This window comes from Brevundimonas sp. G8, assembly GCF_902506205.1.
In the GTDB taxonomy this organism is placed as follows: Bacteria; Pseudomonadota; Alphaproteobacteria; order Caulobacterales; family Caulobacteraceae; genus Brevundimonas.
This window is the reverse complement of record NZ_LR732816.1, coordinates 2,823,893-2,844,358: the sequence shown is the minus strand read 5'-3', so window position 1 is coordinate 2,844,358 and position 20,466 is coordinate 2,823,893. Positions and strand designations below refer to the sequence as shown.

The window sequence follows — 20,466 nt, the reverse complement described above, 5'->3', positions numbered from 1 at the left end:
GCCTTTTTGAGTTCAGCCTTAGCCTCAGAGGCGGTCAGTCGTAGCCGTACAGCCCTCGGCGATACGGATCACGCTCGTCCGCGTCGCCGTCCTTTTTCCAACTGAAGCCCATGGACAGAGACTTTGTGGTGGTGTCGGCGCCATAGCCCCGACCGCGTAATCCGCCGCCATAGGGCGAATAGAAGCCCGGTCCACGCAGCCCATAGCCGCCGTAACCATAGCCCCAGGGCTCGTTGCGGCCCTCACGATACGCCAGGTCCAGACGGCCATTCTCTCCGACAGGCAGGGAGACGGCAGCGCCATAGCTGCGATAGCCGCCGGTCCCGATTCCCGCCTCGACCATGCCGTGCATCTTGCGCTCAACCGGCGGACCGGCCCCGGCGCCTTCGTCGAAGCTGGCGCCCGGCGTACGCGAGCTGATCCAGTTCTGAATTTGCTGTTCGGTGGTCAGGCCGTGCGGAGCGGCGTCCTGGGCTGTCGGAGCTGTTAGGGATGCTTCAGGAGCGGTGGCCATGGCTTGCGCCAAGGTCGGAGCGTTAGTCGGCGCGGTCGTGACAACACCGTCAGGATCGCCCACTGGCCCAGCCAGAGCCACACCCGCCAAGAGACTTGCGATCAGCATAGGCCACCTCCGTTCAACATTATCCTAGCACAGCGATTAAGGCCAAGGTCAGGCGACGCCGTCGCCACGGTGCAATGGGTCGGGAAGAGCCTCACCCTCCGCCACGAAACTAAGGGCGACCGAGTTGATGCAATAGCGATTTCCAGTCGGCGGCGGGCCGTCGGGGAAGACGTGGCCCTGGTGGCTACCGCAGCGCGCGCACTGGGTCTCGATGCGGATCATGCCGTAGCTGGTGTCGCGGATCTCGTGGACGTGGCTCTCGTCCACCGGCTTGGTGAAGCTGGGCCACCCGGTGCCGCTCTCGAACTTGGTGCCGCTCTTGAACAGCGGCAGGCCGCATTCGCGGCAGCAGAAGACCCCTGCCCGCTTCTCGCCCAGCAGAGTGCCGCAGAAGGGCGCCTCGGTGCCGTGCGACAGCAGGACGCGTTTCTCCTCGGGGCTAAGGTCGGCTTCCAGACGCGCGCGTTCGGCGTCGTCGGGCGGCGTCAGGTCGAAGCCCGACGGCGAACGCAGGCTTTCGTGTGTTTGGGCGAAATCGGTCATGGTCTGCAAATGGGAAGGGGCGGGCCGGGGTTCCACCCCCTGCCCGCCCCTCGATCCATCAGACGTAAAGATATCTTATTGGAACAGCGTGCCGACCCAGGCGCGCACGGCGGTCTCGTCGGTCGCCGCGCCGGTGTAGGCGAGGCCCTGCGCCGGGGTGAAGGGCGCGTCATTGCCGCGCTGACGCGTGGTCCAGGCCTTGTGGCCATAGCTCAGCTCGGCATAGTTCGACGGCAGGCGCAGCACGGTGGGCTCAATGAAGATCGAATCCTCGGCCGTGACCGATCCGGCCAGGCGCACGTTCGGCAGACGGGTCAGAAGGTCCAGCGTATCCAGGCAGCCGCTGGTGCAGCCGCTATCGACCAGAACCACCACCTGCCCTGTGACAGGGTTGGCCGCACCCGTATCCGGCACCGACGCGCGGCCCGGCATGGTGAAGGTCGGCTGGTTGGCCGCCAGCGCCGAATCGAAGGCGGCCACGATGGCCTGCGTCTGTTCGATCACCGGGCCGGACTCAGCGACGAAGCGCGGATCGGCCTGCATCCGGGCCAGGGTGTCGGCGAACCACTGACGGTTGGCCGTCGTGGCGCGATAGGTGATCGAGCCGGCTTCGGGCTGGCGGCTGACGGTGAACTCCGGCGTCCAGATACGGTTTGCCAGGCCGTAGCCCTTGCCCGTGGCGTTCAGCGATGCGCCGTTGGCGCCGCGCAGATCGATGACCAGTCCTTGCGCGCCGCGAATGGCGGGCAACTGCCCCTCGGCTGCGGCGAAGAAGGCGTCCCATCCAGCGTCGTCCGCCAGGGTATGGACGTTGATCCAGGGACGACCGTCGACCGTCTCGACCGACAGCGGATTGGCGCCGGGCGTATAGACGGTGGCGCGATAGGCGGCTTCCAGGCTGGCGGCGTCGGCCGGCTGGGGCTGCATCTGGAAGTCACGGTCGCGGCGGCCGACCTTGAAGGTGCACAGCGAGGGCACGCCGCCGGTGAAGGGGTTGTTGCGGTTCCACAGCAGATAGGGAGCGGTACGAACGCGACCGGCCTCGGTCGTCAGATCGCCTTCCCAACGGTCCAGCCGCTCTTCTGCCAATTGAGCGGCGGTCTTGTCGCCGCACTTGACCAGAGCCGCACCGACCGGCGGCACGTTGCGCACGCCCGGCTTCACATAGGAGACGACATATTCGCCATTGCGCCACGCCGTGGCGACGCCAGGCCAGCTGGTCGCGAAGAACGGGCCGAGGCCCTCGTAGGTCGGGCGGATCGCGATGTTCGAATCGCGGAAACCGTTGGCGTAATAGCGCATCAGATAGGCGTGGCTGTCACCGCTGTTGACGCGACCAACCTTGCCTTGCGCATCGGCCAGGCCGGCGTCGATCCAGGTGCGGAAAGCTTCGCTGGGCGCGCCGGGGATGACGGCGGCGGGGTGGTTGGCCGCGAGTGCGTCATGCGCGGTCTGAAGGTCCTGTTGCGCCAGGGCGCGAAAATCCTGTGCGACTGCGGCGCCGGCGGCGACGGTCAGCGACAGGACGGCGGCCGATGCGGCGGCGATCATGCGGTTCATGGAGGTTTCCTGCGGCCTTTGATTTTCAAGCTCGTGATGAAGGTTAAACCTCATGCGTCACGCGCTTGCCAACCCCGGCGGACAGGATTTCGCCCGATTGTCACACGACCTGCGGCGATGCGGCGCGCTCAGAACGGCGCGTCAGCCTCGACCGCCGCGCCGAAGATCCGGCCGAAGCTGCGTCTCAGGGCCTTGTCCGCCTCATCCATCGTCGCCAGCACGCCCAGATCGACCAGGCTGGTGACGCCGTGTTCCTGAATGCCGCAGGGCACGATGCCGCCGAAATGGTCCAGGTCTGGCTCGACGTTCAGGCTGATGCCGTGAAAGCTGACCCATTTGCGGACCTTGACGCCGATGGCGGCGATCTTGTCCTCGCGCGACCAGCCCGGTCCCTTGCGCTCGACCCACACGCCGACGCGTCCCGGCCGGATGTCCGCCTCGACGCCGAACTGGTCCAGGGCGCCGATCAGCCACAACTCCAGCCCGCGCACGAAACACCGCACGTCCTTGCCGCGTCGGTTCAGGTCCAGCATCACATAGGCCACGCGCTGGCCGGGCCCATGATAGGTGAACTGCCCGCCCCGCCCCGTCCGGTGCACCGGGAACCGACCCGCATCCAGCAAATCCTCGTCCTTGGCCGAGACACCGGCTGTGTAGAGCGGCGGATGTTCCAGCAGCCACACCATCTCCTGCGCCTCCCCGGCCGCGATGGCGGCGACGCGCGCCTCCATAAAGGCCTCGGCGGCGGCATAGTCGACATAGCCCTTCGACACGGCCCATTCGACGGGTCGCCCGTCGTCGAGACGCAGTTTCTGAAGGGACGGGCTTAACGGCTCAGCAAGCATGACGCTTCAATGTGCACCCTAAGGCGTTTCCGCAAGGGACGGCCTTTCAGTGAACGAGAGCTTTCCGTGACTCAAATCAACGCCGTCGATGTCGAAATCTCCGTGGTTCTGGGTCGATCGGTGCTGCCGATGTCGCAACTGCTGCGCATGGGCCGTGGCGCGGTGATTCCTCTGGACGCCGCAGAGGGCGACGAAGTCTGGATTCTGGCCAACAACTATCCCGTGGCGCGCGGCGAGATCGAGATCCGCGACGACCGAATCGCCATCACCGTCACCCGCCAGGCCGACGTCTATGACTTCATGGCCGGGTCCGCCTGAGGCTCGCATTCGCTACTCTCCACGAACCGTTCAATTCCCGCTTTCCTTTTCCGGCGGCTTCGTCTATTCGCCGCCGCTCCGATGCGAGCGGTCGTGGCGGAATTGGTAGACGCGCAGCGTTGAGGTCGCTGTGGGGCAACCCGTGGAAGTTCGAGTCTTCTCGACCGCACCATCTGGCTAAACAGGGCGATTCATCGGCTAACTACGGCTGGACATACCAAGGGAGGCGACCACGTGAACACCACGGACTCCGCCTTCGCTCCAGCCGAAGCGCCTGATAACGAAGACCACGCCGCCCTGGACGAGGACTATGTCCTCACCCCTCAATTCGTCGAGAAAGTCGTGGACGCCGCCGACGACGGCGATGGGGTGCGACTGCGGTCGCTGCTGGAAGATCTGCACCCGGCCGATGTCGCCGACCTGATGGGCTTTCTGACGGCGGAACACCGCGCCGTCGTGGTGCTGTGGCTGCCGCCGGAACTGCTGGCCGAGACCCTGCCCGAGTTGGACGACAACATTCGCGAGGAGGTGCTGGAGCGCGTGCCGCACGGCACCCTGGCCGTGGCGCTTCAGGAACTGGATTCCGACGACGCCGCCGCCGTGGTGGAGGACCTGGAAGACGACCAGCGCGAACGCGTCCTGGCCGCCATGCCCGAGGTCGACCGCGCCGCGATCGAGAGCAGCCTGGGCTATGACGAGGAGTCCGCCGGCCGCCTGATGCAGCGCGAGGTGATGGCCGCCCCCCAGTTCTGGAGCGTGGGCGACACCATCGACCACATCCGCAAACAGGGCGACGACCTGCCGGAGCTCTTCTTCGACATCTATGTGGTCGATCCGGTCAACCGCCCCGTCGGCGGCGTGCCGATCAGCGGTCTGTTGCGCGCCGCGCGCAGCACCGCCCTGACCGAGCTGATGGAGCCGATCAACGTCATCGACGTCGGCCAGGACCAGGAAGAAGTCGCCTACATCTTCGAGAAATACCACCTGATCTCGGCGCCCGTCGTGGACGCGGCCGGCCGTCTGGTGGGTCAGATCACCGTCGATGACATCGTCAACATCATTCAGGAAGAGAACCGCGAGGACATCCTGCGTCTGGCCGGTGTTTCCGACGAGGATCGCGGTTCGTCCGTGTCCGAGATCGTGCGCGGCCGAGTGCCGTGGTTGGCGATCAACCTGGCGACGGCGGCCCTGGGCGCCAGCGTCATCGGCCTGTTCGAAGGCACGATCCAGCAGATCGTCGCCCTGGCCGTCCTCATGCCCATCGTCTCGGCCATCGGCGGCAACGCGGGCACCCAGGCCCTGACCGTGACCGTGCGTGCCCTGGCGACGCGCGAACTGAACAGCTCCAACGCCCCCCGCACCTTCTGGCGCGAGATGATGGTGGGCCTGGCCAACGGTCTGATCCTGGCGCCCCTGATCGGCATCGCAGCCGGTTTCTGGTTCCGCGACGAAGACTGGAAGATCGGCCTGGTCATTGGCGCGGCCATGATCCTGAACCTGCTGATCGCCGCCTCTATCGGCGTCCTGACGCCCCTGACCCTGTCCAAGCTGAAGTTCGACCCCGCTGTCTCGTCCGCCGTGTTTGTCACGGCGACGACCGACTTCTTCGGCTTCCTGATCTTCCTTGGTCTGGCCACACTGGTGCTGCTCTAGACATCATCCACGCCGATCCGGCGCGGGCCTTGCTGATGATCGTGCGAGCGCCGCGCGCCTGTTTCCAATTGGGTCAACTGTGTCTGACGTCCTCCCCAAACCAAGCAAGGTGTCCCGCGAGGGTGTCCTGCTGATCAAGAGCTTCGAAGGCTTCCGTCCTCGCGCCATGCAGCGCAGCGACGGCCGCTGGGTCATCGGCTACGGCCACACCCATTCGGCCCGCGAGGGCGCCACGGTGTCCGAAGCGGACGCCGAACTGCTGATGCAATACGACCTGATCCCGATCGTGAAGGCCGTGACCGATCATGTCCGCGTTCCCCTCAACCAGCACCAGTTCGACGCCCTGGCCAGTTTCGCCTTCTCCATCGGCGCCAATCGGTTCGCTTCGTCCGACGTGGTCGAGCAGTTGAACGCCGGCGCCGCCCGCCAGGCCGCCTTCGCCCTGTCCGAATGGGCGGACGAGGCCGCCGCCGAAAAGCCGACACGCCGACGCTCGGCCGAACATGCGCTGTTCAATGCTGCGCCCGGCGCGCCCGTGACCCTGGCGGACCTGCTGGCCGCCCCCCTGCCGTCTCCATTCGAGACGCCACAACCGACCCTGGCCGCCGTCGAGGGTGCGCTGGACGAGGCCATCGCCCCCTTCCCTGCCCATGACGAGACCGCCGCGTCGGCTGCGCCCCAACCCCAGTCCATCTATCCCGCCACGGTCGTCGGCCCTGTCGCAGACATCGCCCCGCTGATGGGCCAATCGGAAGTCGTATCGACCCAGGCGCCGATCGTCGTCGCCAATGACCTACAGGCGCCGCTGGAAGCTCAGCCCACCGCCCCCACGACAGAGTTTTCCGGCCCCGAGAAAACCAGCGTCGTCCTGACCGCGCCGGGCCTTTCGGAACCGGACGCCGTTGCGCCCGTCGATGGTGAAGCCTCACTGACCTCCGAACCGAATGCGGCGCCCGTCGAACAGACGCTGACCACGCGCGAAGTCGTCGCCCGCGCCAGGGCCGCCAAACGCCCCGGCTGGGGCGAGACGGCCACCTTCCTGATCATGGGCGGCCTGGGCATGCTGTCGCTGGGCGTCGCCATGGCGGCGTTTCGACGGGCGTCGGTGTCGAACAGCAGCGACACGGCCACCGTCGCCTGGGTGCTGGCCCTGATCGCCGTCGCCTGCGTCGGGGTGTCGGGCTATAATCTGTATCGTCGCTGGGGACGGGCCGACCGCGTCTGACAACGCTTGGCGAACAGCCGTGCGCGATGCTACGCCCTAGCGCATGAGCATTCCCTTCGCGCCCCAATCCATGGAATTCGGCCTTGGCGAAAACGCCGACGCCATCCGCGACACGACCGCCCGCTGGGCCGCCGACCGCTTGGCCCCGTTGGCCGCCGAGATCGACGAAAAGAACGAGTTCAAGCGTGAGCTGTGGCCCGAGATGGGCGAACTGGGCCTGCACGGCATCACTGTCGAGGAAGAGTACGGCGGCCTGGGTCTGGGCTATCTCGAACACGTCGTGGCGATGGAAGAAGTGTCGCGCGCCTCGGCCTCGATCGGCCTGAGCTATGGCGCCCACTCCAACCTGTGCGTCAACCAAATCCGTCGCTGGGGCACGCCCGAGCAGAAGCAGAAATATCTGCCCAAACTGATCAGCGGCGAACACGTCGGCTCGCTGGCCATGTCCGAAGCCGGATCGGGCTCAGACGTGATGTCCATGCGCACCCGCGCCGACAAGAGGGGCGACCGCTACGTCTTGAACGGCACCAAATTCTGGATCACCAACGCACCGCACGCCGAAACCCTGGTCGTCTACGCCAAGACCGATCCTGAAGCGGGATCGAAGGGATGCACCGCCTTCCTGATCGAAAAGGGCATGAAGGGATTCAGCGTCTCCAAGAAGCTGGACAAGATGGGCATGCGGGGCTCGGACACCGCCGAACTGGTGTTCGAGGACTGCGAAGTGCCTGAGGAAAACATCATGGGCCCGCTGGGGGGCGGCGCCGGCGTGCTGATGAGCGGCCTGGACTATGAGCGGGCCGTCCTTTCGGCCGGTCCCCTGGGCATCATGCAGGCCGCGCTGGACGTGGTCCTGCCCTATGTTCGCGATCGCAAGCAGTTCGGCAAGCCCATCGGCTCGTTCCAGCTGATGCAGGGCAAGGTGGCCGACATGTACGTCGCCCTGAACAGCGCCCGCGCTTATGTCTATGCCGTCGCCCGAGCCTGCGATCAGGGCAAGACCACCCGCTATGACGCGGCGGGCGCCATCCTCCTGGCCTCGGAAAACGCTGTGAAGGTCACGCTGGAAGCCGTCCAGGCCCTGGGCGGCGCCGGCTACACCAAGGAATGGCCGGTCGAACGCCTGGTCCGCGACGCCAAACTCTACGACATCGGCGCCGGCACCAACGAAATCCGTCGCTTCCTGATCGGCCGGGAACTGCTGGGAAGCTGACGGCTTGTCTCCGCAGAAGGAGACAACCGATGCCAGCCAAGTCCGCAGCTCAGCAGAAGGCCGCCGGCGCCGCCCTGTCCGCCAAGCGCGGCGAGACGCCGAAGTCGAAACTGAAGGGCGCGTCCAAATCCATGGCCGCGTCCATGACCGAACCCCAACTCGAAGAGCTCGCCGCCACCAAGCGCAAGGGTAAGCCGGACCATGTGCAGGACTGAGACATAGGCGAATTATCTGATCGCCTTTCCGTTCTGTAAGTGGCGATCCGCACGCCGACCGCCTAGATGGGCGCAATCTCCAGCCGAGCGCCCCGCCTGATGTCCGCCCAACCGCCTCCGAACGACGACCTGCGGCGGTTTTCCGATGTCCTCGAAGATCTCGGCTACGCCCCCGAACCCAAGCTAAGCATGGCCGAACTGGTCGCGTCCTTCGGTGAGCGCGGCTTCGGGGCCATGATCCTGATCCTGTCGCTGCTGGCGCTCCTGCCCTGGCCGCCAGGCGGCAAGGCGGTGTTCGCCGTGCCGATCATCCTGATGTCGTTGGAGCTCGCTTTCCAGAGACGAAGCGTCTGGTTGCCGCGGTGGATGCTGCGGGCATCCGTGTCGCGCGCGGCCTATAACGCTCTGATCGCCACGCCTGTGGCCGCTCCGGCCTGGCTGCGCCGCTGGGTGCTATCGGCGAAGGTCCGTATAGCGGGGCGTCGTTATATCTTCTCCGATCGCATGCGGCGCGCCGTGCGCAGAAGGCCCAATGGCGTCAGCGTCCTCAAACTGGTTCGCGCCATTGAAAAGCTGACCCGTCCGCGCCTACCGCTGCTGACGGGCGATATCGCCGACACCTTCACCGGCCTTGTCTGCGTGGTGCTGGCGCTGATCATGGCTTTGCCTATCCCGTTCGGAGACGCCCTGCCCGGCATCGCTCTGGTCCTGTTCGCTCTGGGCATGATGCAGCGCGACGGCGTTGCGATCCTTTTGGGCATTCTGGCCACGGCCGCCAGCGCGCTTTACCTGTTCCTGATCTGGGCGACCGTTGTCGAGGTGGCTCATCACGTCGCCGGCTGGTTCGCCCGCCTGCTCCACTAAACCCAACAAAAAGGGCCGCCGGGTTTCCCCGGCGGCCCTTCATTGCCTGACCGCGAACGGTCCGGCCGCAACTCAGTCTGAAAGGATCAGACCAGGCCCTCTCCGAGGACCAGGGTCGCGGCTGCCGCTCGCGATTGATGACAATGAGACACTGGATCACCTCCTTTCGACTGTTGAACAGGGAGATGAAACATAAGACGTCTCAACGCCTTGCGCCAAGAGGCTTCGCGTTTTCGTGAACCGGAAGGCTTTATTGCGTCGGCGATACGCCGCCCGACAGACCCTGCATGATCATCCGGTTGATGTCGATCAGGTCCTGGAACGTCTCCTCGCCTCGCATCACTGCCGAGGAATGGCGATTGATGAACAGGCTCAGCGAAATGATCTGCGCGCGCATGGGCGCCCCCAGCGCATTGGCGGGATCGCTGCAGTCGCCGGCCAGCGTCGACCACAGGCGCCGGTTCCAGTCCAGCGCGTCGATACGCGTAGCGATGTCGGATTCGTCGACGGTCGAGGCGTGAACCAGAGCGCGCGTGACCTGACCGAACAGACGGTACTCCAGGTCGCGCGGGCTCTCAGCTCTCGCTGTCGCCGCTGTGTAGGCCTGAAGCGACATTCAGCACTCTCTCTTCATACTCGACAATCTTACGCGCCGACATCAGGGCCTTATAATACTCGCGCGCCAGCACATGCCGCGAGGCCGACACGCATTCCGCCAGGATGTCGGGGTTCTGCGTCGCGCCCATAAACTCCGTAATCCGCAGCGCCAACTCGTCATAGAATTTCGCCGCTGCGCTCTCTTCCAGATACATCATCATTATCGGGAAATAGATGCGGCGGGCGGGCGTGGTGACGTCCTCGGCCTGCATGATGTCCTTCTCGCGCAGCACGCTGGCGCGGTTCTGCAGGATCAGCACGCCGCGACGGTCGCCGTTCTGGACCACGGCGCCATTCAGGACGAACTTCTCGCCGGGTTTCAGCGACAGCTTCAGGGCCATTGAGAACCGAACTCCAGAGAGGGGCGAGCCGGTCACGCGTGGACCGGCCCAGTTGAGTCGAACCTTAGCCCGCCATCAGTTAACCATCCCTTGTCCGCCGCCTCCGCTGGAACGCGTATCGTCGCCGTTGCGTTGATTTCCCGAAGAGGAGATCCCAATGCCGGACAACGATTATCAGGACGATCAGGAACAGTCGGAAACCTTCGACGAAACCCATCTGGACGACGAAGGCGAAGGCGACCTCCTGCTGGACGAGGCCGATCAGGTTCTGGACGTGACCCAGGCCGACGGTGACGCCGACGAAGAGGATTTCGACGAGGACGCTGAGGTCGATCTGGATGACCAACTCGCGCTTGACGGCATCGAACGGGAAGCTGACGCCCTGTTGGGCGTGGATGGCGAGACCCGCAGCCAGTCCGATGCCGACGGCGAACCCCAGTCAGGCCCGGACGAGATCGAACTCGTCTATTCCGGCCTGATGGAAAATGAACGCGGCGCGCAGGCCAGCGCCGCACACTGGGAAGCCAAACGCCTCTCAGATGACGACATCTCCGACCTGGGCTATGGCCCGGACGGCGATCAAGACAGCCCGACTCGATAAGGGAGAGATCGACATGGACAACACCAAAGCCCGCAGCGACGCCTCGTCGGACACGCCGCACGCGAAGTCTTGCGCCTCAGAGGACGGAATGCCGGATCAACTGGACAAGATCGACGAGAACGAAAGCCGCCAGGAGGCCTTGGTCGATGAAGGCCTGGAAGAAACCTTCCCCGCCAGCGACCCGGTCTCGGCCAAACGCATCACCTGATCGCTGTTCACACGGATTGCGATCCGCTACCCACTTCGTGGAGACACGGAGTGGGTTTTTTCATGAGCCGGTTCGAAGGCACTGATCGATACATCGCCACCAGCGATCTTAAGGTTGCGGTCAACGCCGCCGTCGCGCTGGAACGTCCCCTGCTGATCAAGGGAGAGCCGGGCACCGGCAAGACGGTCCTGGCCTATGAGATCGCCAAGGCTTTCGACGCCCCCCTGATCACCTGGCACGTCAAGTCCACGACCAAGGCCCACAGCGGCCTTTATGAATATGACGCCGTCAGCCGCCTGCGCGACAGCCAGCTGGGCGAGGCACGCGTCCACGACGTCCGCAACTATCTGAAGAAGGGCAAGCTGTGGGAGGCCTTCACCGCCCCTGCCCGCCCCGTCCTGCTGATCGACGAGATCGACAAAGCCGACATCGAGTTCCCCAACGACCTCCTGCAGGAGCTCGACCGGATGGAATTCTACGTCCAGGAAACCGACGAGACGATCCGCGCCGAGGTGCGCCCCATCGTCATCATCACCTCCAACAACGAGAAAGAACTGCCCGACGCCTTCCTGCGTCGCTGCTTCTTCCACTTCATTCGCTTCCCCGACGCCGAGACCCTGTCGGCGATCGTCGATGTCCATTTCCCCGGCATCAAGCCGCGCCTGGTTTCAGAGGCGTTGAAGACCTTCTACGAGATCCGCGACACGCCGGGCCTGAAGAAGAAGCCGTCCACGTCAGAACTTCTGGACTGGCTGAAGCTGTTGCTGGTCGAGGATATCGACGCCGAGACCCTGCGCGAAAAGACGCCCAACAAGCTGATCCCGCCGCTGCACGGCGCCCTGCTGAAGAACGAGCAGGACGTGCATCTGTTCGAACGCCTGGCCTTCCTGAATCGCCGCGAAGGCTCGCGCCCCGGCGGCTGATCCCGTGATTACCGCGATTTCACTGGATCGCACGGCCGCGTCGCGCAGAATGGGGGCCACGAGAGGTTCGACCATGCGTCATGTCCTGCTTTACCTAGCCCTGAGCGTCAGCCTGGCCGCCTGCGAAGGCGACAACTCGGTCCGCATCACCACCACATCGTCCAACGACGACCAGGGGGCGGGCGTGCTGAAGGTGATCGACGCCCTGCAATGCCCCGACAGTCTCGGCGTGCTGACGCGCAAGGGTCTGGTTGCTGCCGGCGGCACGAGCTGCGTCTATGGCGGGCCCAAAGGCGCCGACGTGGTTCTGCATCTGGTCAAGCTGGACGGACGGTCGGTCGATGACGTGCTGCGCGACTTCGAGACGCGAGTCAGCGCGGACCTGCCCCAGACGACGGCCAAACTGGCGACCCGCCCGAACGCCCCCAAGATCGAGCCATCCGAAACAACCGAGCCGACCGAGACCGCCTCGGTCCAGGCGCCCGGTGTCGATATCCAGGCGCGCGGCGACAACGCCTCGGTGCGCCTGCCCGGACTGCGTATCGAAACCCAGGGCGACAACGCCAGCGTCCGCATCGGCGGCATCAACATCCAGGCCAAGGATGGCCAGAACACCCGCACGGAAACCTCCAGCGTCAGCATCGACACCAACGATAATTCCACGCGCGTGCGCACCCGCGCACCGGGCGCCGCCACGCGCATGACCTATATCCTGGCCGATGACCAGCCCGGCGACGCCGGCTGGCGCCAGGTCGGTTTCGAGGCCAGAGGCCCCGGCGGCGGCCCCATCGTAGTCGCGGTGGTCCGCTCCAAGGATCGCCAGAACGGTCAGATCTTCGACGACGCCAAGGATCTGGTCGCGCTGAACGTCGGCCGCTGACACCCGTCGAAAGGGCCGGTTTTCCCCGCCCATCGGCGCGGCTGGGGCCGTGCGGCTTGATCCCGGCGCATCTTTGCGTCACCTGACCCCCCGACAAGCGATCAGGACACGCCCTTTGGCCGAGCGCACACCCAAGAAGAACGCCCCCCGCGCATGGCAGCGCATGCTGTCAGGCCGTCGCCTGGACCTGCTCGATCCCTCGCCCTTCGACATCGAGATCGAAGACATCGCCCACGGCTTAGCCCGCGTCGCCCGCTGGAACGGCCAGACCATCGGCGAGCATGCCTTTTCAGTCGCTCAGCACTCTTGCGTCGTCGAAGAGATCGCCGCCCACATCAAGCCCGGCCTTGATCCCAAATGGCGACTGGCCGCCCTGCTGCACGACGCCTCGGAATACGTCATCGGCGACATGATCTCGCCGTTCAAGGCTGCTTTGGGTTCGGGCTACAAGGACTTCGAAGCTCGGCTGGAGGCCGCCATCCACCTGCGATACGGCCTGCCGCCCAAGACGCCCCAGACGATCAAGACCCTGATCAAGAAGGCCGACAAGGCCTGCGCCTTCTTCGAGGCGACGCAGCTGGCCGGCTTCACCGAAAAGGAATCGCTCGGCTTCTTCGGCAGCCCGCCCGAGGGTTACAGCCTGACCATCGAGCCTCAACCCGCCCCGGTCGCCCAGGCCCGCTATCTGGAACGCTACCGCGTCCTGGCCGGGGCCGTCGGCCTGATCCCCGCCGACGACGCCTGGCACACGGAATAGAACCATGACGCAGGGGGCGCAGGACGGCGTTCGCATCGGTCTGTCGGCCGTCGTCATGACGCTGAAGGCCCGCCAGGCCGTCGTCCTGACCACCCCAGCCGAAGACGGCTCGCGCGCCCTGCCCTTCGGCCCGTTCGATCCGTTGCGCGACCGCACCTTCGAGCGCGCCCTGCGTGACTTCGTGACGGCCCAGACCGGTTTCCGCCTGGGCTTCGTCGAACAGCTCTACACTTTCGGCGACGCTGGACGCGCTTCTCCGCGCGCCACGCCCGGCCCTGGGCGCCACCGCGAGGTCTCCGTCGGCTATCTGGCCCTGACGCCCGACGCCGCCGAGGGCCAGACCCACGACGCCCGCTGGGACGCCGTCTTCGATTTCTTTCCCTGGGAAGATCGCCGCGGGGACCATTCCGATGTCCTGACCGACGGTCTGCTCGCCTGGGCCGCCGGCGACGAGCACCGCCTCGCCCGCGCCCGCGCCCTGTTCGCCCTGTCGCCCGAGCACCGCTGGAACGAGGAACGGGTGCTCGAACGCTACGAGTTGCTCTACGAGGCGCGCCTGATCGCGGAGGCCTGGCGCGACGCCAGTCAGTCCTCGCCCCAGCCCCTGCCCGGCCGCATGATGACCTCAGATCACCGACGCATCCTGGCGACCGCCCTGGGTCGTCTGCGCAGTAAGCTGAAATACCGCCCAGTCCTGTTCGACCTGACCCCCGGCGTCTTCACCCTGTCCCAGCTTCAGGCGGGCGCCGAGGCCGTCTCGGGCCTCAGCCTGCACAAGCAGAACTTCCGGCGCGGGGTGGAGCGCACGGGCCTGGTCGAACCCACCGGACAGCTCTCCTCGACCACGGGTGGCCGGCCCGCCGAACTGTTTCGATTCAAGGGCGTGGACGCCCAAACCGGCGCCGCGCCGGGCCTGTCCCTGCCTGCTCAAAGATAGCGTCGGATTTCTTTCACAGACGGGTTGCGAAGCGCTGCGGCTCCGATTAGAGAAGCCCCTCGCTCGACCAAGCGATATCGGCGCCGCGGAGAGGTGGCAGAGTGGTCGAATGTACCGCACTCGAAATGCGGCGTGCCTGGAAGGGTACCGTGGGTTCGAATCCCACCCTCTCCGCCATCGCCATCAAAATGGTGATAGTTTTCAAGTAGCTGCCGAGCCGACTTAGACGGGCCCTAAGCTCGGCCCTAAGGGTTCATTTCGCTGTGCATAAGTTGGGTTACGACGCGCAGATCGCACGCTGGCGACTGAACCGATCCCAAAGGACGGTGGTCCCGCTGCGAACCATGGCGCAGTTCACTTCCTCATCTGACGGCGTCCAACAGATGGCAGTGATGCGGTTGTAGCTCGTGCCCGTCTTCTCACAGGAGAGTCTCTGCCCAGACACTAGAGCCCTCAGGGTTGCGGTCGCCGAAGCTGCCGACGCTTGTGGGCAAGGATGACCCGGCGAGCACGTCTCGTCGCTCTCCCGAGCGGCTACGGCATGAAGACGAACTCTAGTGCCATCCTCACACCTGAACGTGTCACCGTCGTTCACATAGGCGACTTGGCAGGAGAACCGACCAGCCGGTCGTTCTAAAGATGCAACGGGCTGTGGTGAAGCTGCTCTACTAACCAACCCGAGTGGGTCAGGAGAAGGCCAGAGGAGCACTCCCACGAAAATCACAGCCATCATTGCAAGGATTGCAACGGCGAACCGCGCATTACGATGATCTTTGCGCCGTCTAGGCCGATCCACACGGGGTCTTGGCCTGCGAAGCTGTGGCTTTGATTTGCGTACAGGTGCCATCGGATCACGCTAAGGGGCAGACCCCAAACAGATCGTTGCGTTGAGCCTGATAGGGTGTTGAGCCGGTCTCGGGACCTAGTCTGGTGTGCGATATGCCGCCACTGAGAAATAAGCCGAGTCTACCTTCAGCAGGGGCCGCAAAGCAGCCTGTCAGTATGGAATAGGGCGACCCGAAGAATATGTCGGATGCCTGTTCCTCTCTTGCTGACTTAATGTTTTCAGGCTGTGGGCGACAGCACCGACGTCCAGTCCGTAGGCGACGAGTAGCCATTCTGTAGGCCACCCTTCTCTAACGCGCCTCCCGTACCGCAGATCGTCTGGATCGCCGCCGAAGCTCTAACAGCACCGGGATCATCAAGATTTTGCGGCTCCGATATCAACTGGTCACCAGCTATCAAGAACCTCTGCCACCCAACGTAAGCACCAAGACGGTTCTTGCCATTTATGGAGCCGCAGATGAACGTCATCGTGTCACCCGACATTCCGGCTTTGACGTTCCGGACCCGTGCCGAAGGAAAGTCGAATGTCGCCTCTTCCAGTATATCTCTGGCTTGGCGCACTTGCTCTCGAATGTGCTGCTCCTTCGTCGATATGGCATTGCCTGCTTGCGCTGCGTGAACCGACCCCGCCAAACTAATGCAGCCGAAAACGCCTAATGATGCAGCGCGAGCAATCGTAAATGACAACCTCAAGGTTCCATCTGTCTGGCTAACTGTGTTTCGCATGCATACCCCCAAGTCGATAACCTAAGATGGGATATTCCAAATCGGGTTTTAGGGGAAGCGTCGTTCTTTGGATCGGCGCACATGACCCAATCGGTATTTTCCGCGCGCTACGACCAGTTGCGAGAAACACTCGTGAAGGCGCGTCGAGAAGCGGGCCTAACTCAGGCGGAGTTGGCTACTCGCCTCGGGAAACCTCAATCCTACGTTTCCAAGATCGAACGTGGGGAGCGGAGGATAGATATTGTCGAGCTTATCGATATATCCCGCGCGCTGGGCGTTGCGACCGAATGTCTTTTACGTCAAATCGAGCGATAGCCGCTACATGTGCGCAATCAAAGCAATGGACACGCTCGCTACATGGTTGTAGCTCAGGCTCAAAATCGGGGAGCCTATGACGAAGTTCGTTGTCGATCTAAATTCGAAAGTCATTGCGCCTGAGCAGAAGATTTGGGTGGTGCACCCCGGTCGAGTTCGCAGCCACGCTGATACCTTCCTATCCGAAAACGCAATCTTTCTTGAGTTTCCGGGGCTAACGTTGCGCCCGTCGCACCTTCAAGATGACAACGCACTTAGGCAATCGATTCGTCAGTCCGGTGCCGTTAAGTCTAACAAGGGATTTGTCCGGAGCGACGGATCACCCATCCTACTTTCTGATTTCGCAGCGGCCGCCGGAACCGACGTTTCCGTGCATCTCCGAACCGTGAAGCATCTGACCAACCGGATGATGCGGGGCGATCTAGTAGTTGTTCCCACACGAGGCGCTGGCGGCCAAGTCCTGTTTGGTGAAGTGAGTGGAGATTTCTTTCCGCAACAAGTTATCCGCGTGCCTAGCATGCCTTACGCAGACGTGCCGGTTAGACGAGTTAAATGGCTTCAGAATCGGCTAAAATCGGATTTGCCGTCATATTTAGTTAGGTACTTTGAGAAACCGCCAGCTATTGCTGAAGTTGCTCGCGATAAATATACGGAATCGTTTTTCGATTACGCCTATGACGCTTATAGTACTGCGAGCACGTCATGGGTCTCTGTTAATGCGCCGTCTTACGACGGATCAGATTTCTTGGGTGCAGTAGCGCCTGCACAGTTGATAGCATTGGCGGTAGCGTTGTTTAACGCTGCAGAGAAGCATGCGGATGTGTCGCAGCTATCGTACGATCAAATCGTCACAGCTTTCTACGACGAGAACGCGCTCGCTGACGCCCAGCTAAAATTTATGTCTCCCGGGCGCTACAACCTTAAAGATCGCGACGCTCGGCTAGCAAAATTTATCAATGCCTTTATTGCGCTGGCTCTAGCGGGAGCGCTGTCTGCATGTGGCGCTTCGGGCAATTCAGTTGCAGCAGAAAACAGCCAGTCCCCGAACGACCCTGCGACGGGCGACCTTACGGCCATGATAGGTCTTGCGACAAAAGCGCCAAAAGCGGTCCTTACACGTGCTGAAAATCAAGCTGCGGACTCGAAAAAGAAGCTTGGGCTATCAGTTCCGGCGAAAGTCAAATGAGCACGATAATATCACGCTGCCTAACTAGTGCTGGGTCAGCCATCAGACGCTTCCTGTTAGTAGTGTGTCGGGTGCTTTGGAATGCGGAAGTTCCGCTTATCATTACCATTGGACTTGCAATTGCAGCCGCAGTGTTATCCCCGCACATCACTGAAAAATACGAGCGACAGAGGATGTCTTCTGAGTATGTGCTTGGAAATCTCAGAGAGCTAAACTCTCTGGTTGCTGACGTTTATGTTGAAGTTTCCAGCATAAACTATGCGGTGGCTGACGGAAAAAGCGCCCCTAAGGAGTCCATAGATAATGCACGTAAAGTTCTCGCAAAACTAAATTGGAAGATCATAGAGACTGCCGCCATGCTTCCAAGAGAGCAGCGCGCAGTACTTCATACGTTTCAGACTGATGTCTCTAATGTTAGCAATAGCTTGGATCAAAATTTAGATTTAGCCGGGTGTCGGAACCTTCTAAATAGCGTCGATGCTATGGGATTAAGCGGCGCTCTGTCCATACAGACCATAGGTCGCCACGTTGACCTGACCTCACCTCCAAAAAGTGATGCCGCAGCTTAGGCCACAGCCGTCAGCACATGTGCAGGCGCGCCCGCGAAGCCGGCTCGTTGTGCTCTTCAAGATTGACTTACAGGAGGTCTCGGCTGCGATCAGCGCGCTTTTCAACGCGCTGTATTGCCGAACGGGTTACCTTGTAGGCTGCCGCCAAGGCCCCCAACGACACACCAGCGGCGCGCTGGGCTCTCACTTCTTCTTGCTGCGCTTGAGACAGGGTTGGCGGCCGACCAAGCGATCGGCCTTCTGCCTTTGCTCTTTTTAACCCAGCCTGCGTCCGCTCGATCAGCAGATCACGTTCAAACTCCGCTACGGCAGCGATGACCGACATTGTCATCTTGCCAGCCGCGCTGGTCAGATCGACCCCACCTAGAGCGAGACAGTGAACTCGCACGCCCGACCGGTCTAGACGCTCTACGGTAGCCCTAACGTCCATAGCGTTTCGGCCTAGGCGATCAAGCTTGGTCACCAAGAGAACGTCCCCCTCTTCAAGGCGGTCGAGCAACTTCGCGAATGCAGGCCGCTCGATAGCGGCAACCGACCCTGAGATAGTTTCGGCTATCGCTCGTTGCGGCTCGATGGTGAAGCCAGCCCCCTCAATCTCCCGAAGTTGGTTTTCCGTTGTTTGATCTGCGGTGCTGACCCGGAGATATGCAAAGACGCGGCTCATTGGCTGCTCCTGTATCGAAAACTTGTAGCGAAATTCTACATGTATCGAAACGGTGAACAAGCTATTTTACGATACGGCTAGCGGTGCTGTATCGGAACCGGTCGTTTTCGAGTCACCTGATCCGGTGGTCGCAAGCCGTCGTTGAGTTCTAGCAATCCCGACACCCCCGGCCGGTTCTGACAGGAGGAATGAGCGCGACAAAATATATAGCTTCGTGTGACGAGGCCGTTGGAAAGAGTTCAATGCCGGCGAGAAGGCGTGACGAACGTGCGTCATGAGTGGAAAGCGGAACAGCCTGTCGGGGCTGCCTTAAGGTGAAGCACTGGCTCAGTCAGCCCCCCTAAGTTAGTGTCCAGCGAACTAGTCAGCTTGGCGAGGTCTCGATGGCGAAGAACCAGCGGCGAACTCAGAGGGCAGTGCAGTACGTGCGCATGTCCACAGAGCGACAGGACTATTCTATCGATTTCCAAATGGCGACCAACACCGCCTACGCGATGGAACATGGTCTAGAGATCGTACGGACCTATGAGGACGCCGGGATCAGCGGCCTTAGTCTGGAAAAGCGAGCAGGACTGAAACAGCTATTGGCGGAGGTCGTGGCGGGTGAGACCGATTTCGCGACCATTCTTGTCTACGACGTAAGCCGCTGGGGCAGGTTCCAGAACCCAGACCAAGCCGCGCACTATGAGTTCATATGCTCTGAAGCCGGAGTCCGGGTCGCTTACTGTGCGGAGCCTTTCGAGAACGACGGCAGCCCCACCTCAGCGCTCCTGAAGCATCTCAAGCGAGCGATGGCGGCAGAATACAGCCGCGACCTCTCACAGAAAGTAAGCCGGGCACAAAGGGGCCTACTGGCCGAGGGGTACTGGATCGGTGGAAAGGTTCCCTTCGGCTTCCGGCGCGTGTTCACCTATCGAGGCGGGCCGGCTGTGCCAGCCGTCACAGATGCGCTCATGCGAAAACAGCAAGGAGTTCGCACTCGCCTCGTCCACGGTCCGGATGCTGAGGTCTCGCTGGTTCGAAGAATTTTCCGAATGTACCTTCGGAGCGCGGCGACTTTCAGCACCGTGTCTCGTGCATTGGCTAGGGATCAAGGGGTCCGTGACTCAATGGGCTTTTGGTCACCCAAGCGCGTCGCCGACACCCTTCGGAACGAGACATATGTCGGGCGGCTGATCGGTGGTCGCAGGATCAAGGGCGTCGGAGAGCCATGGGGCGTTCCTGCTCCGCGTGAGCAATGGATAGTGGCTGAAGACGCGGTGCCGGCAATCGTTTCGGAAGCGACCTTCCAATCGACCCGTCGTAAACGCCTCCGGAGAGCAGGACCAATTACAAGAGAGGCCGCACTCGCAGATGTCAGACGCGTAGCCGTCGAACATGGAGACATCAGTCAGAGGCTCTTGCGACTGCATGGGCAGTATAGCGCGGGGGTTTATGGGCGGATATTCGGGTCGATCGGCCAACTCAGGATCTTACTCAATATGCCGCTCCCGCCGCGCTACGCCTATCTCGACGCGCACCTGAGGGCATCGAACAGGAAGCGTCAGGATCATTGCCAAACCTATACGATGGATGAACTTACAGCGCGCCTTCGGTCAGCGTTAGCGGAGCATGGTTACCTTAGTGAGCAGGTCTTAAACTCCCATGGCAAGCCCGGCTCCAGTACGTATCGGCGGCGCTTCGGGAGCATTCCAGCAGCCTACAAGGCCATCGGCTATCAACCCAGTGAGCGGCAACTGAGAGCGATGGCGTCAGCCGCCAAAAGGCGCCCTGAGACATTCCGATGAATGAGATTCTG

At 62.7% G+C, this 20,466-nt stretch carries 23 protein-coding genes and 2 tRNA genes; 18 read left to right on the top strand and 7 right to left on the bottom strand.

Annotation, left to right across the window (positions count from 1 at the left end; all coding sequences use genetic code 11):
- Window positions 1–34: 34 nt before the first annotated feature.
- From CHRYSEO8AT_RS13675 to lipB, 4 genes are all read right to left on the bottom strand, one after another.
- On the bottom strand, window positions 35–514 hold the full coding sequence (locus tag CHRYSEO8AT_RS13675; RefSeq protein WP_236547545.1) for a hypothetical protein: 480 nt from the start codon (window positions 512–514) through the stop codon (window positions 35–37).
- 156 nt (window positions 515–670) lie between these two features.
- A complete protein-coding gene (gene msrB, locus CHRYSEO8AT_RS13670; RefSeq protein ID WP_159850888.1) occupies window positions 671–1,165 on the bottom strand; it encodes a peptide-methionine (R)-S-oxide reductase MsrB in 495 nt (164 codons plus the stop codon).
- 75 nt (window positions 1,166–1,240) lie between these two features.
- On the bottom strand, window positions 1,241–2,725 hold the full coding sequence (locus CHRYSEO8AT_RS13665; RefSeq protein WP_159850886.1) for a hypothetical protein: 1,485 nt from the start codon (window positions 2,723–2,725) through the stop codon (window positions 1,241–1,243).
- Window positions 2,726–2,853: 128 nt separating this feature from the next.
- Window positions 2,854–3,570, bottom strand: coding sequence for a lipoyl(octanoyl) transferase LipB (gene lipB / locus CHRYSEO8AT_RS13660; protein ID WP_159850884.1), 717 nt, complete (start codon window positions 3,568–3,570; stop codon window positions 2,854–2,856).
- A 66-nt stretch (window positions 3,571–3,636) separates the two neighbouring features.
- On the opposite strand from lipB, the gene CHRYSEO8AT_RS13655 reads away from it, so the two are divergent.
- From CHRYSEO8AT_RS13655 to CHRYSEO8AT_RS13625, 7 genes are all read left to right on the top strand, one after another.
- Entirely contained in the window at window positions 3,637–3,888 is a 252-nt protein-coding gene (locus CHRYSEO8AT_RS13655; RefSeq protein WP_017505209.1) for a FliM/FliN family flagellar motor switch protein, read from the top strand.
- A gap of 87 nt (window positions 3,889–3,975) precedes the next feature.
- Window positions 3,976–4,060, top strand: a tRNA-Leu gene (locus tag CHRYSEO8AT_RS13650).
- A gap of 62 nt (window positions 4,061–4,122) precedes the next feature.
- On the top strand, window positions 4,123–5,541 hold the full coding sequence (gene mgtE / locus CHRYSEO8AT_RS13645) for a magnesium transporter (RefSeq protein ID WP_159850880.1): 1,419 nt from the start codon (window positions 4,123–4,125) through the stop codon (window positions 5,539–5,541).
- 79 nt (window positions 5,542–5,620) lie between these two features.
- Entirely contained in the window at window positions 5,621–6,766 is a 1,146-nt protein-coding gene (locus CHRYSEO8AT_RS13640; RefSeq protein WP_159850878.1) for a lysozyme, read from the top strand.
- A 43-nt stretch (window positions 6,767–6,809) separates the two neighbouring features.
- Entirely contained in the window at window positions 6,810–7,979 is a 1,170-nt protein-coding gene (locus CHRYSEO8AT_RS13635) for an isovaleryl-CoA dehydrogenase (RefSeq protein WP_159850876.1), read from the top strand.
- A 29-nt stretch (window positions 7,980–8,008) separates the two neighbouring features.
- Window positions 8,009–8,194, top strand: coding sequence for a DUF3008 family protein (locus CHRYSEO8AT_RS13630; RefSeq protein ID WP_159850874.1), 186 nt, complete (start codon window positions 8,009–8,011; stop codon window positions 8,192–8,194).
- 99 nt (window positions 8,195–8,293) lie between these two features.
- Window positions 8,294–9,058, top strand: coding sequence for an exopolysaccharide biosynthesis protein (locus tag CHRYSEO8AT_RS13625; protein ID WP_201304444.1), 765 nt, complete (start codon window positions 8,294–8,296; stop codon window positions 9,056–9,058).
- Window positions 9,059–9,308: 250 nt separating this feature from the next.
- Here the strand turns inward: CHRYSEO8AT_RS13625 and flaF are convergent, their stop codons facing one another.
- Window positions 9,309–9,674 (bottom strand): flagellar biosynthesis regulator FlaF, encoded by a 366-nt coding sequence (gene flaF, locus CHRYSEO8AT_RS13620; RefSeq protein ID WP_159850870.1) that lies wholly within the window; start codon window positions 9,672–9,674, stop codon window positions 9,309–9,311.
- Window positions 9,634–10,056 carry a flagellar biosynthesis repressor FlbT gene (gene flbT / locus CHRYSEO8AT_RS13615; protein ID WP_159850869.1) on the bottom strand — a complete coding sequence of 141 codons (423 nt, stop codon included), beginning with the start codon at window positions 10,054–10,056 and terminating at the stop codon, window positions 9,634–9,636. The genes flaF and flbT overlap by 41 nt, the downstream gene beginning before the upstream one ends.
- A gap of 157 nt (window positions 10,057–10,213) precedes the next feature.
- Between flbT and CHRYSEO8AT_RS13610 the strand changes: the two genes are divergently transcribed.
- From CHRYSEO8AT_RS13610 to CHRYSEO8AT_RS13565, 10 genes are all read left to right on the top strand, one after another.
- Window positions 10,214–10,657: a hypothetical protein gene (locus CHRYSEO8AT_RS13610; RefSeq protein ID WP_159850867.1), complete on the top strand. Its 444-nt coding sequence runs from the start codon at window positions 10,214–10,216 to the stop codon at window positions 10,655–10,657.
- Window positions 10,658–10,670: 13 nt separating this feature from the next.
- Window positions 10,671–10,865, top strand: coding sequence for a hypothetical protein (locus CHRYSEO8AT_RS13605; protein WP_159850865.1), 195 nt, complete (start codon window positions 10,671–10,673; stop codon window positions 10,863–10,865).
- A 62-nt stretch (window positions 10,866–10,927) separates the two neighbouring features.
- Window positions 10,928–11,788: a MoxR family ATPase gene (locus tag CHRYSEO8AT_RS13600; protein WP_159850863.1), complete on the top strand. Its 861-nt coding sequence runs from the start codon at window positions 10,928–10,930 to the stop codon at window positions 11,786–11,788.
- 73 nt (window positions 11,789–11,861) lie between these two features.
- The gene (locus CHRYSEO8AT_RS13595; RefSeq protein ID WP_159850861.1) at window positions 11,862–12,668 is read left to right on the top strand and encodes a methyltransferase type 11; all 807 of its coding nucleotides are present in this window, start codon (window positions 11,862–11,864) and stop codon (window positions 12,666–12,668) included.
- A gap of 115 nt (window positions 12,669–12,783) precedes the next feature.
- Window positions 12,784–13,425 carry a YfbR-like 5'-deoxynucleotidase gene (locus CHRYSEO8AT_RS13590; RefSeq protein WP_135195719.1) on the top strand — a complete coding sequence of 214 codons (642 nt, stop codon included), beginning with the start codon at window positions 12,784–12,786 and terminating at the stop codon, window positions 13,423–13,425.
- Window positions 13,426–13,429: 4 nt separating this feature from the next.
- Complete coding sequence (locus CHRYSEO8AT_RS13585; RefSeq protein ID WP_159850859.1) at window positions 13,430–14,362, top strand: NAD regulator; 933 nt, start codon at window positions 13,430–13,432, stop codon at window positions 14,360–14,362.
- 87 nt (window positions 14,363–14,449) lie between these two features.
- Window positions 14,450–14,539: transfer RNA gene (locus tag CHRYSEO8AT_RS13580), tRNA-Ser, on the top strand.
- Window positions 14,540–16,015: 1,476 nt separating this feature from the next.
- Entirely contained in the window at window positions 16,016–16,249 is a 234-nt protein-coding gene (locus CHRYSEO8AT_RS13575) for a helix-turn-helix domain-containing protein (protein ID WP_159850857.1), read from the top strand.
- 76 nt (window positions 16,250–16,325) lie between these two features.
- Window positions 16,326–17,435 carry a hypothetical protein gene (locus CHRYSEO8AT_RS13570; protein WP_159850855.1) on the top strand — a complete coding sequence of 370 codons (1,110 nt, stop codon included), beginning with the start codon at window positions 16,326–16,328 and terminating at the stop codon, window positions 17,433–17,435.
- Between the two features lie 173 nt (window positions 17,436–17,608).
- Window positions 17,609–18,004, top strand: a complete 396-nt coding sequence (locus tag CHRYSEO8AT_RS13565) for a hypothetical protein (RefSeq protein WP_159850853.1) — start codon at window positions 17,609–17,611, stop codon at window positions 18,002–18,004.
- Window positions 18,005–18,071: 67 nt separating this feature from the next.
- Here CHRYSEO8AT_RS13565 and CHRYSEO8AT_RS13560 read toward each other — a convergent pair whose 3' ends face one another.
- The gene (locus tag CHRYSEO8AT_RS13560; protein WP_159850851.1) at window positions 18,072–18,668 is read right to left on the bottom strand and encodes a recombinase family protein; all 597 of its coding nucleotides are present in this window, start codon (window positions 18,666–18,668) and stop codon (window positions 18,072–18,074) included.
- A 383-nt stretch (window positions 18,669–19,051) separates the two neighbouring features.
- Between CHRYSEO8AT_RS13560 and CHRYSEO8AT_RS13555 the strand changes: the two genes are divergently transcribed.
- On the top strand, window positions 19,052–20,455 hold the full coding sequence (locus CHRYSEO8AT_RS13555; RefSeq protein WP_159850849.1) for a recombinase family protein: 1,404 nt from the start codon (window positions 19,052–19,054) through the stop codon (window positions 20,453–20,455).
- The last annotated feature ends 11 nt before the right edge of the window (window positions 20,456–20,466 follow it).

What these genes read in the sequence shown, in the direction of transcription:
- CHRYSEO8AT_RS13675 (WP_236547545.1), bottom strand. Translation starts at nt 514, where the DNA reads ATGGCCACCGCTCCTGAAGCATCCCTAACAGCTCCGACAGCCCAGGAC.
- msrB (WP_159850888.1), bottom strand. Translation starts at nt 1,165, where the DNA reads ATGACCGATTTCGCCCAAACACACGAAAGCCTGCGTTCGCCGTCGGGC.
- CHRYSEO8AT_RS13665 (WP_159850886.1), bottom strand. Translation starts at nt 2,725, where the DNA reads ATGAACCGCATGATCGCCGCCGCATCGGCCGCCGTCCTGTCGCTGACC.
- lipB (WP_159850884.1), bottom strand. Translation starts at nt 3,570, where the DNA reads ATGCTTGCTGAGCCGTTAAGCCCGTCCCTTCAGAAACTGCGTCTCGAC.
- CHRYSEO8AT_RS13635 (WP_159850876.1), top strand. Translation starts at nt 6,810, where the DNA reads ATGAGCATTCCCTTCGCGCCCCAATCCATGGAATTCGGCCTTGGCGAA.
- CHRYSEO8AT_RS13630 (WP_159850874.1), top strand. Translation starts at nt 8,009, where the DNA reads ATGCCAGCCAAGTCCGCAGCTCAGCAGAAGGCCGCCGGCGCCGCCCTG.
- CHRYSEO8AT_RS13625 (WP_201304444.1), top strand. Translation starts at nt 8,294, where the DNA reads ATGTCCGCCCAACCGCCTCCGAACGACGACCTGCGGCGGTTTTCCGAT.
- flaF (WP_159850870.1), bottom strand. Translation starts at nt 9,674, where the DNA reads ATGTCGCTTCAGGCCTACACAGCGGCGACAGCGAGAGCTGAGAGCCCG.
- flbT (WP_159850869.1), bottom strand. Translation starts at nt 10,056, where the DNA reads ATGGCCCTGAAGCTGTCGCTGAAACCCGGCGAGAAGTTCGTCCTGAAT.
- CHRYSEO8AT_RS13610 (WP_159850867.1), top strand. Translation starts at nt 10,214, where the DNA reads ATGCCGGACAACGATTATCAGGACGATCAGGAACAGTCGGAAACCTTC.
- CHRYSEO8AT_RS13605 (WP_159850865.1), top strand. Translation starts at nt 10,671, where the DNA reads ATGGACAACACCAAAGCCCGCAGCGACGCCTCGTCGGACACGCCGCAC.
- CHRYSEO8AT_RS13600 (WP_159850863.1), top strand. Translation starts at nt 10,928, where the DNA reads ATGAGCCGGTTCGAAGGCACTGATCGATACATCGCCACCAGCGATCTT.
- CHRYSEO8AT_RS13595 (WP_159850861.1), top strand. Translation starts at nt 11,862, where the DNA reads ATGCGTCATGTCCTGCTTTACCTAGCCCTGAGCGTCAGCCTGGCCGCC.
- CHRYSEO8AT_RS13585 (WP_159850859.1), top strand. Translation starts at nt 13,430, where the DNA reads ATGACGCAGGGGGCGCAGGACGGCGTTCGCATCGGTCTGTCGGCCGTC.
- CHRYSEO8AT_RS13575 (WP_159850857.1), top strand. Translation starts at nt 16,016, where the DNA reads ATGACCCAATCGGTATTTTCCGCGCGCTACGACCAGTTGCGAGAAACA.
- CHRYSEO8AT_RS13570 (WP_159850855.1), top strand. Translation starts at nt 16,326, where the DNA reads ATGACGAAGTTCGTTGTCGATCTAAATTCGAAAGTCATTGCGCCTGAG.
- CHRYSEO8AT_RS13565 (WP_159850853.1), top strand. Translation starts at nt 17,609, where the DNA reads ATGTCTTCTGAGTATGTGCTTGGAAATCTCAGAGAGCTAAACTCTCTG.
- CHRYSEO8AT_RS13560 (WP_159850851.1), bottom strand. Translation starts at nt 18,668, where the DNA reads ATGAGCCGCGTCTTTGCATATCTCCGGGTCAGCACCGCAGATCAAACA.
- CHRYSEO8AT_RS13555 (WP_159850849.1), top strand. Translation starts at nt 19,052, where the DNA reads ATGGCGAAGAACCAGCGGCGAACTCAGAGGGCAGTGCAGTACGTGCGC.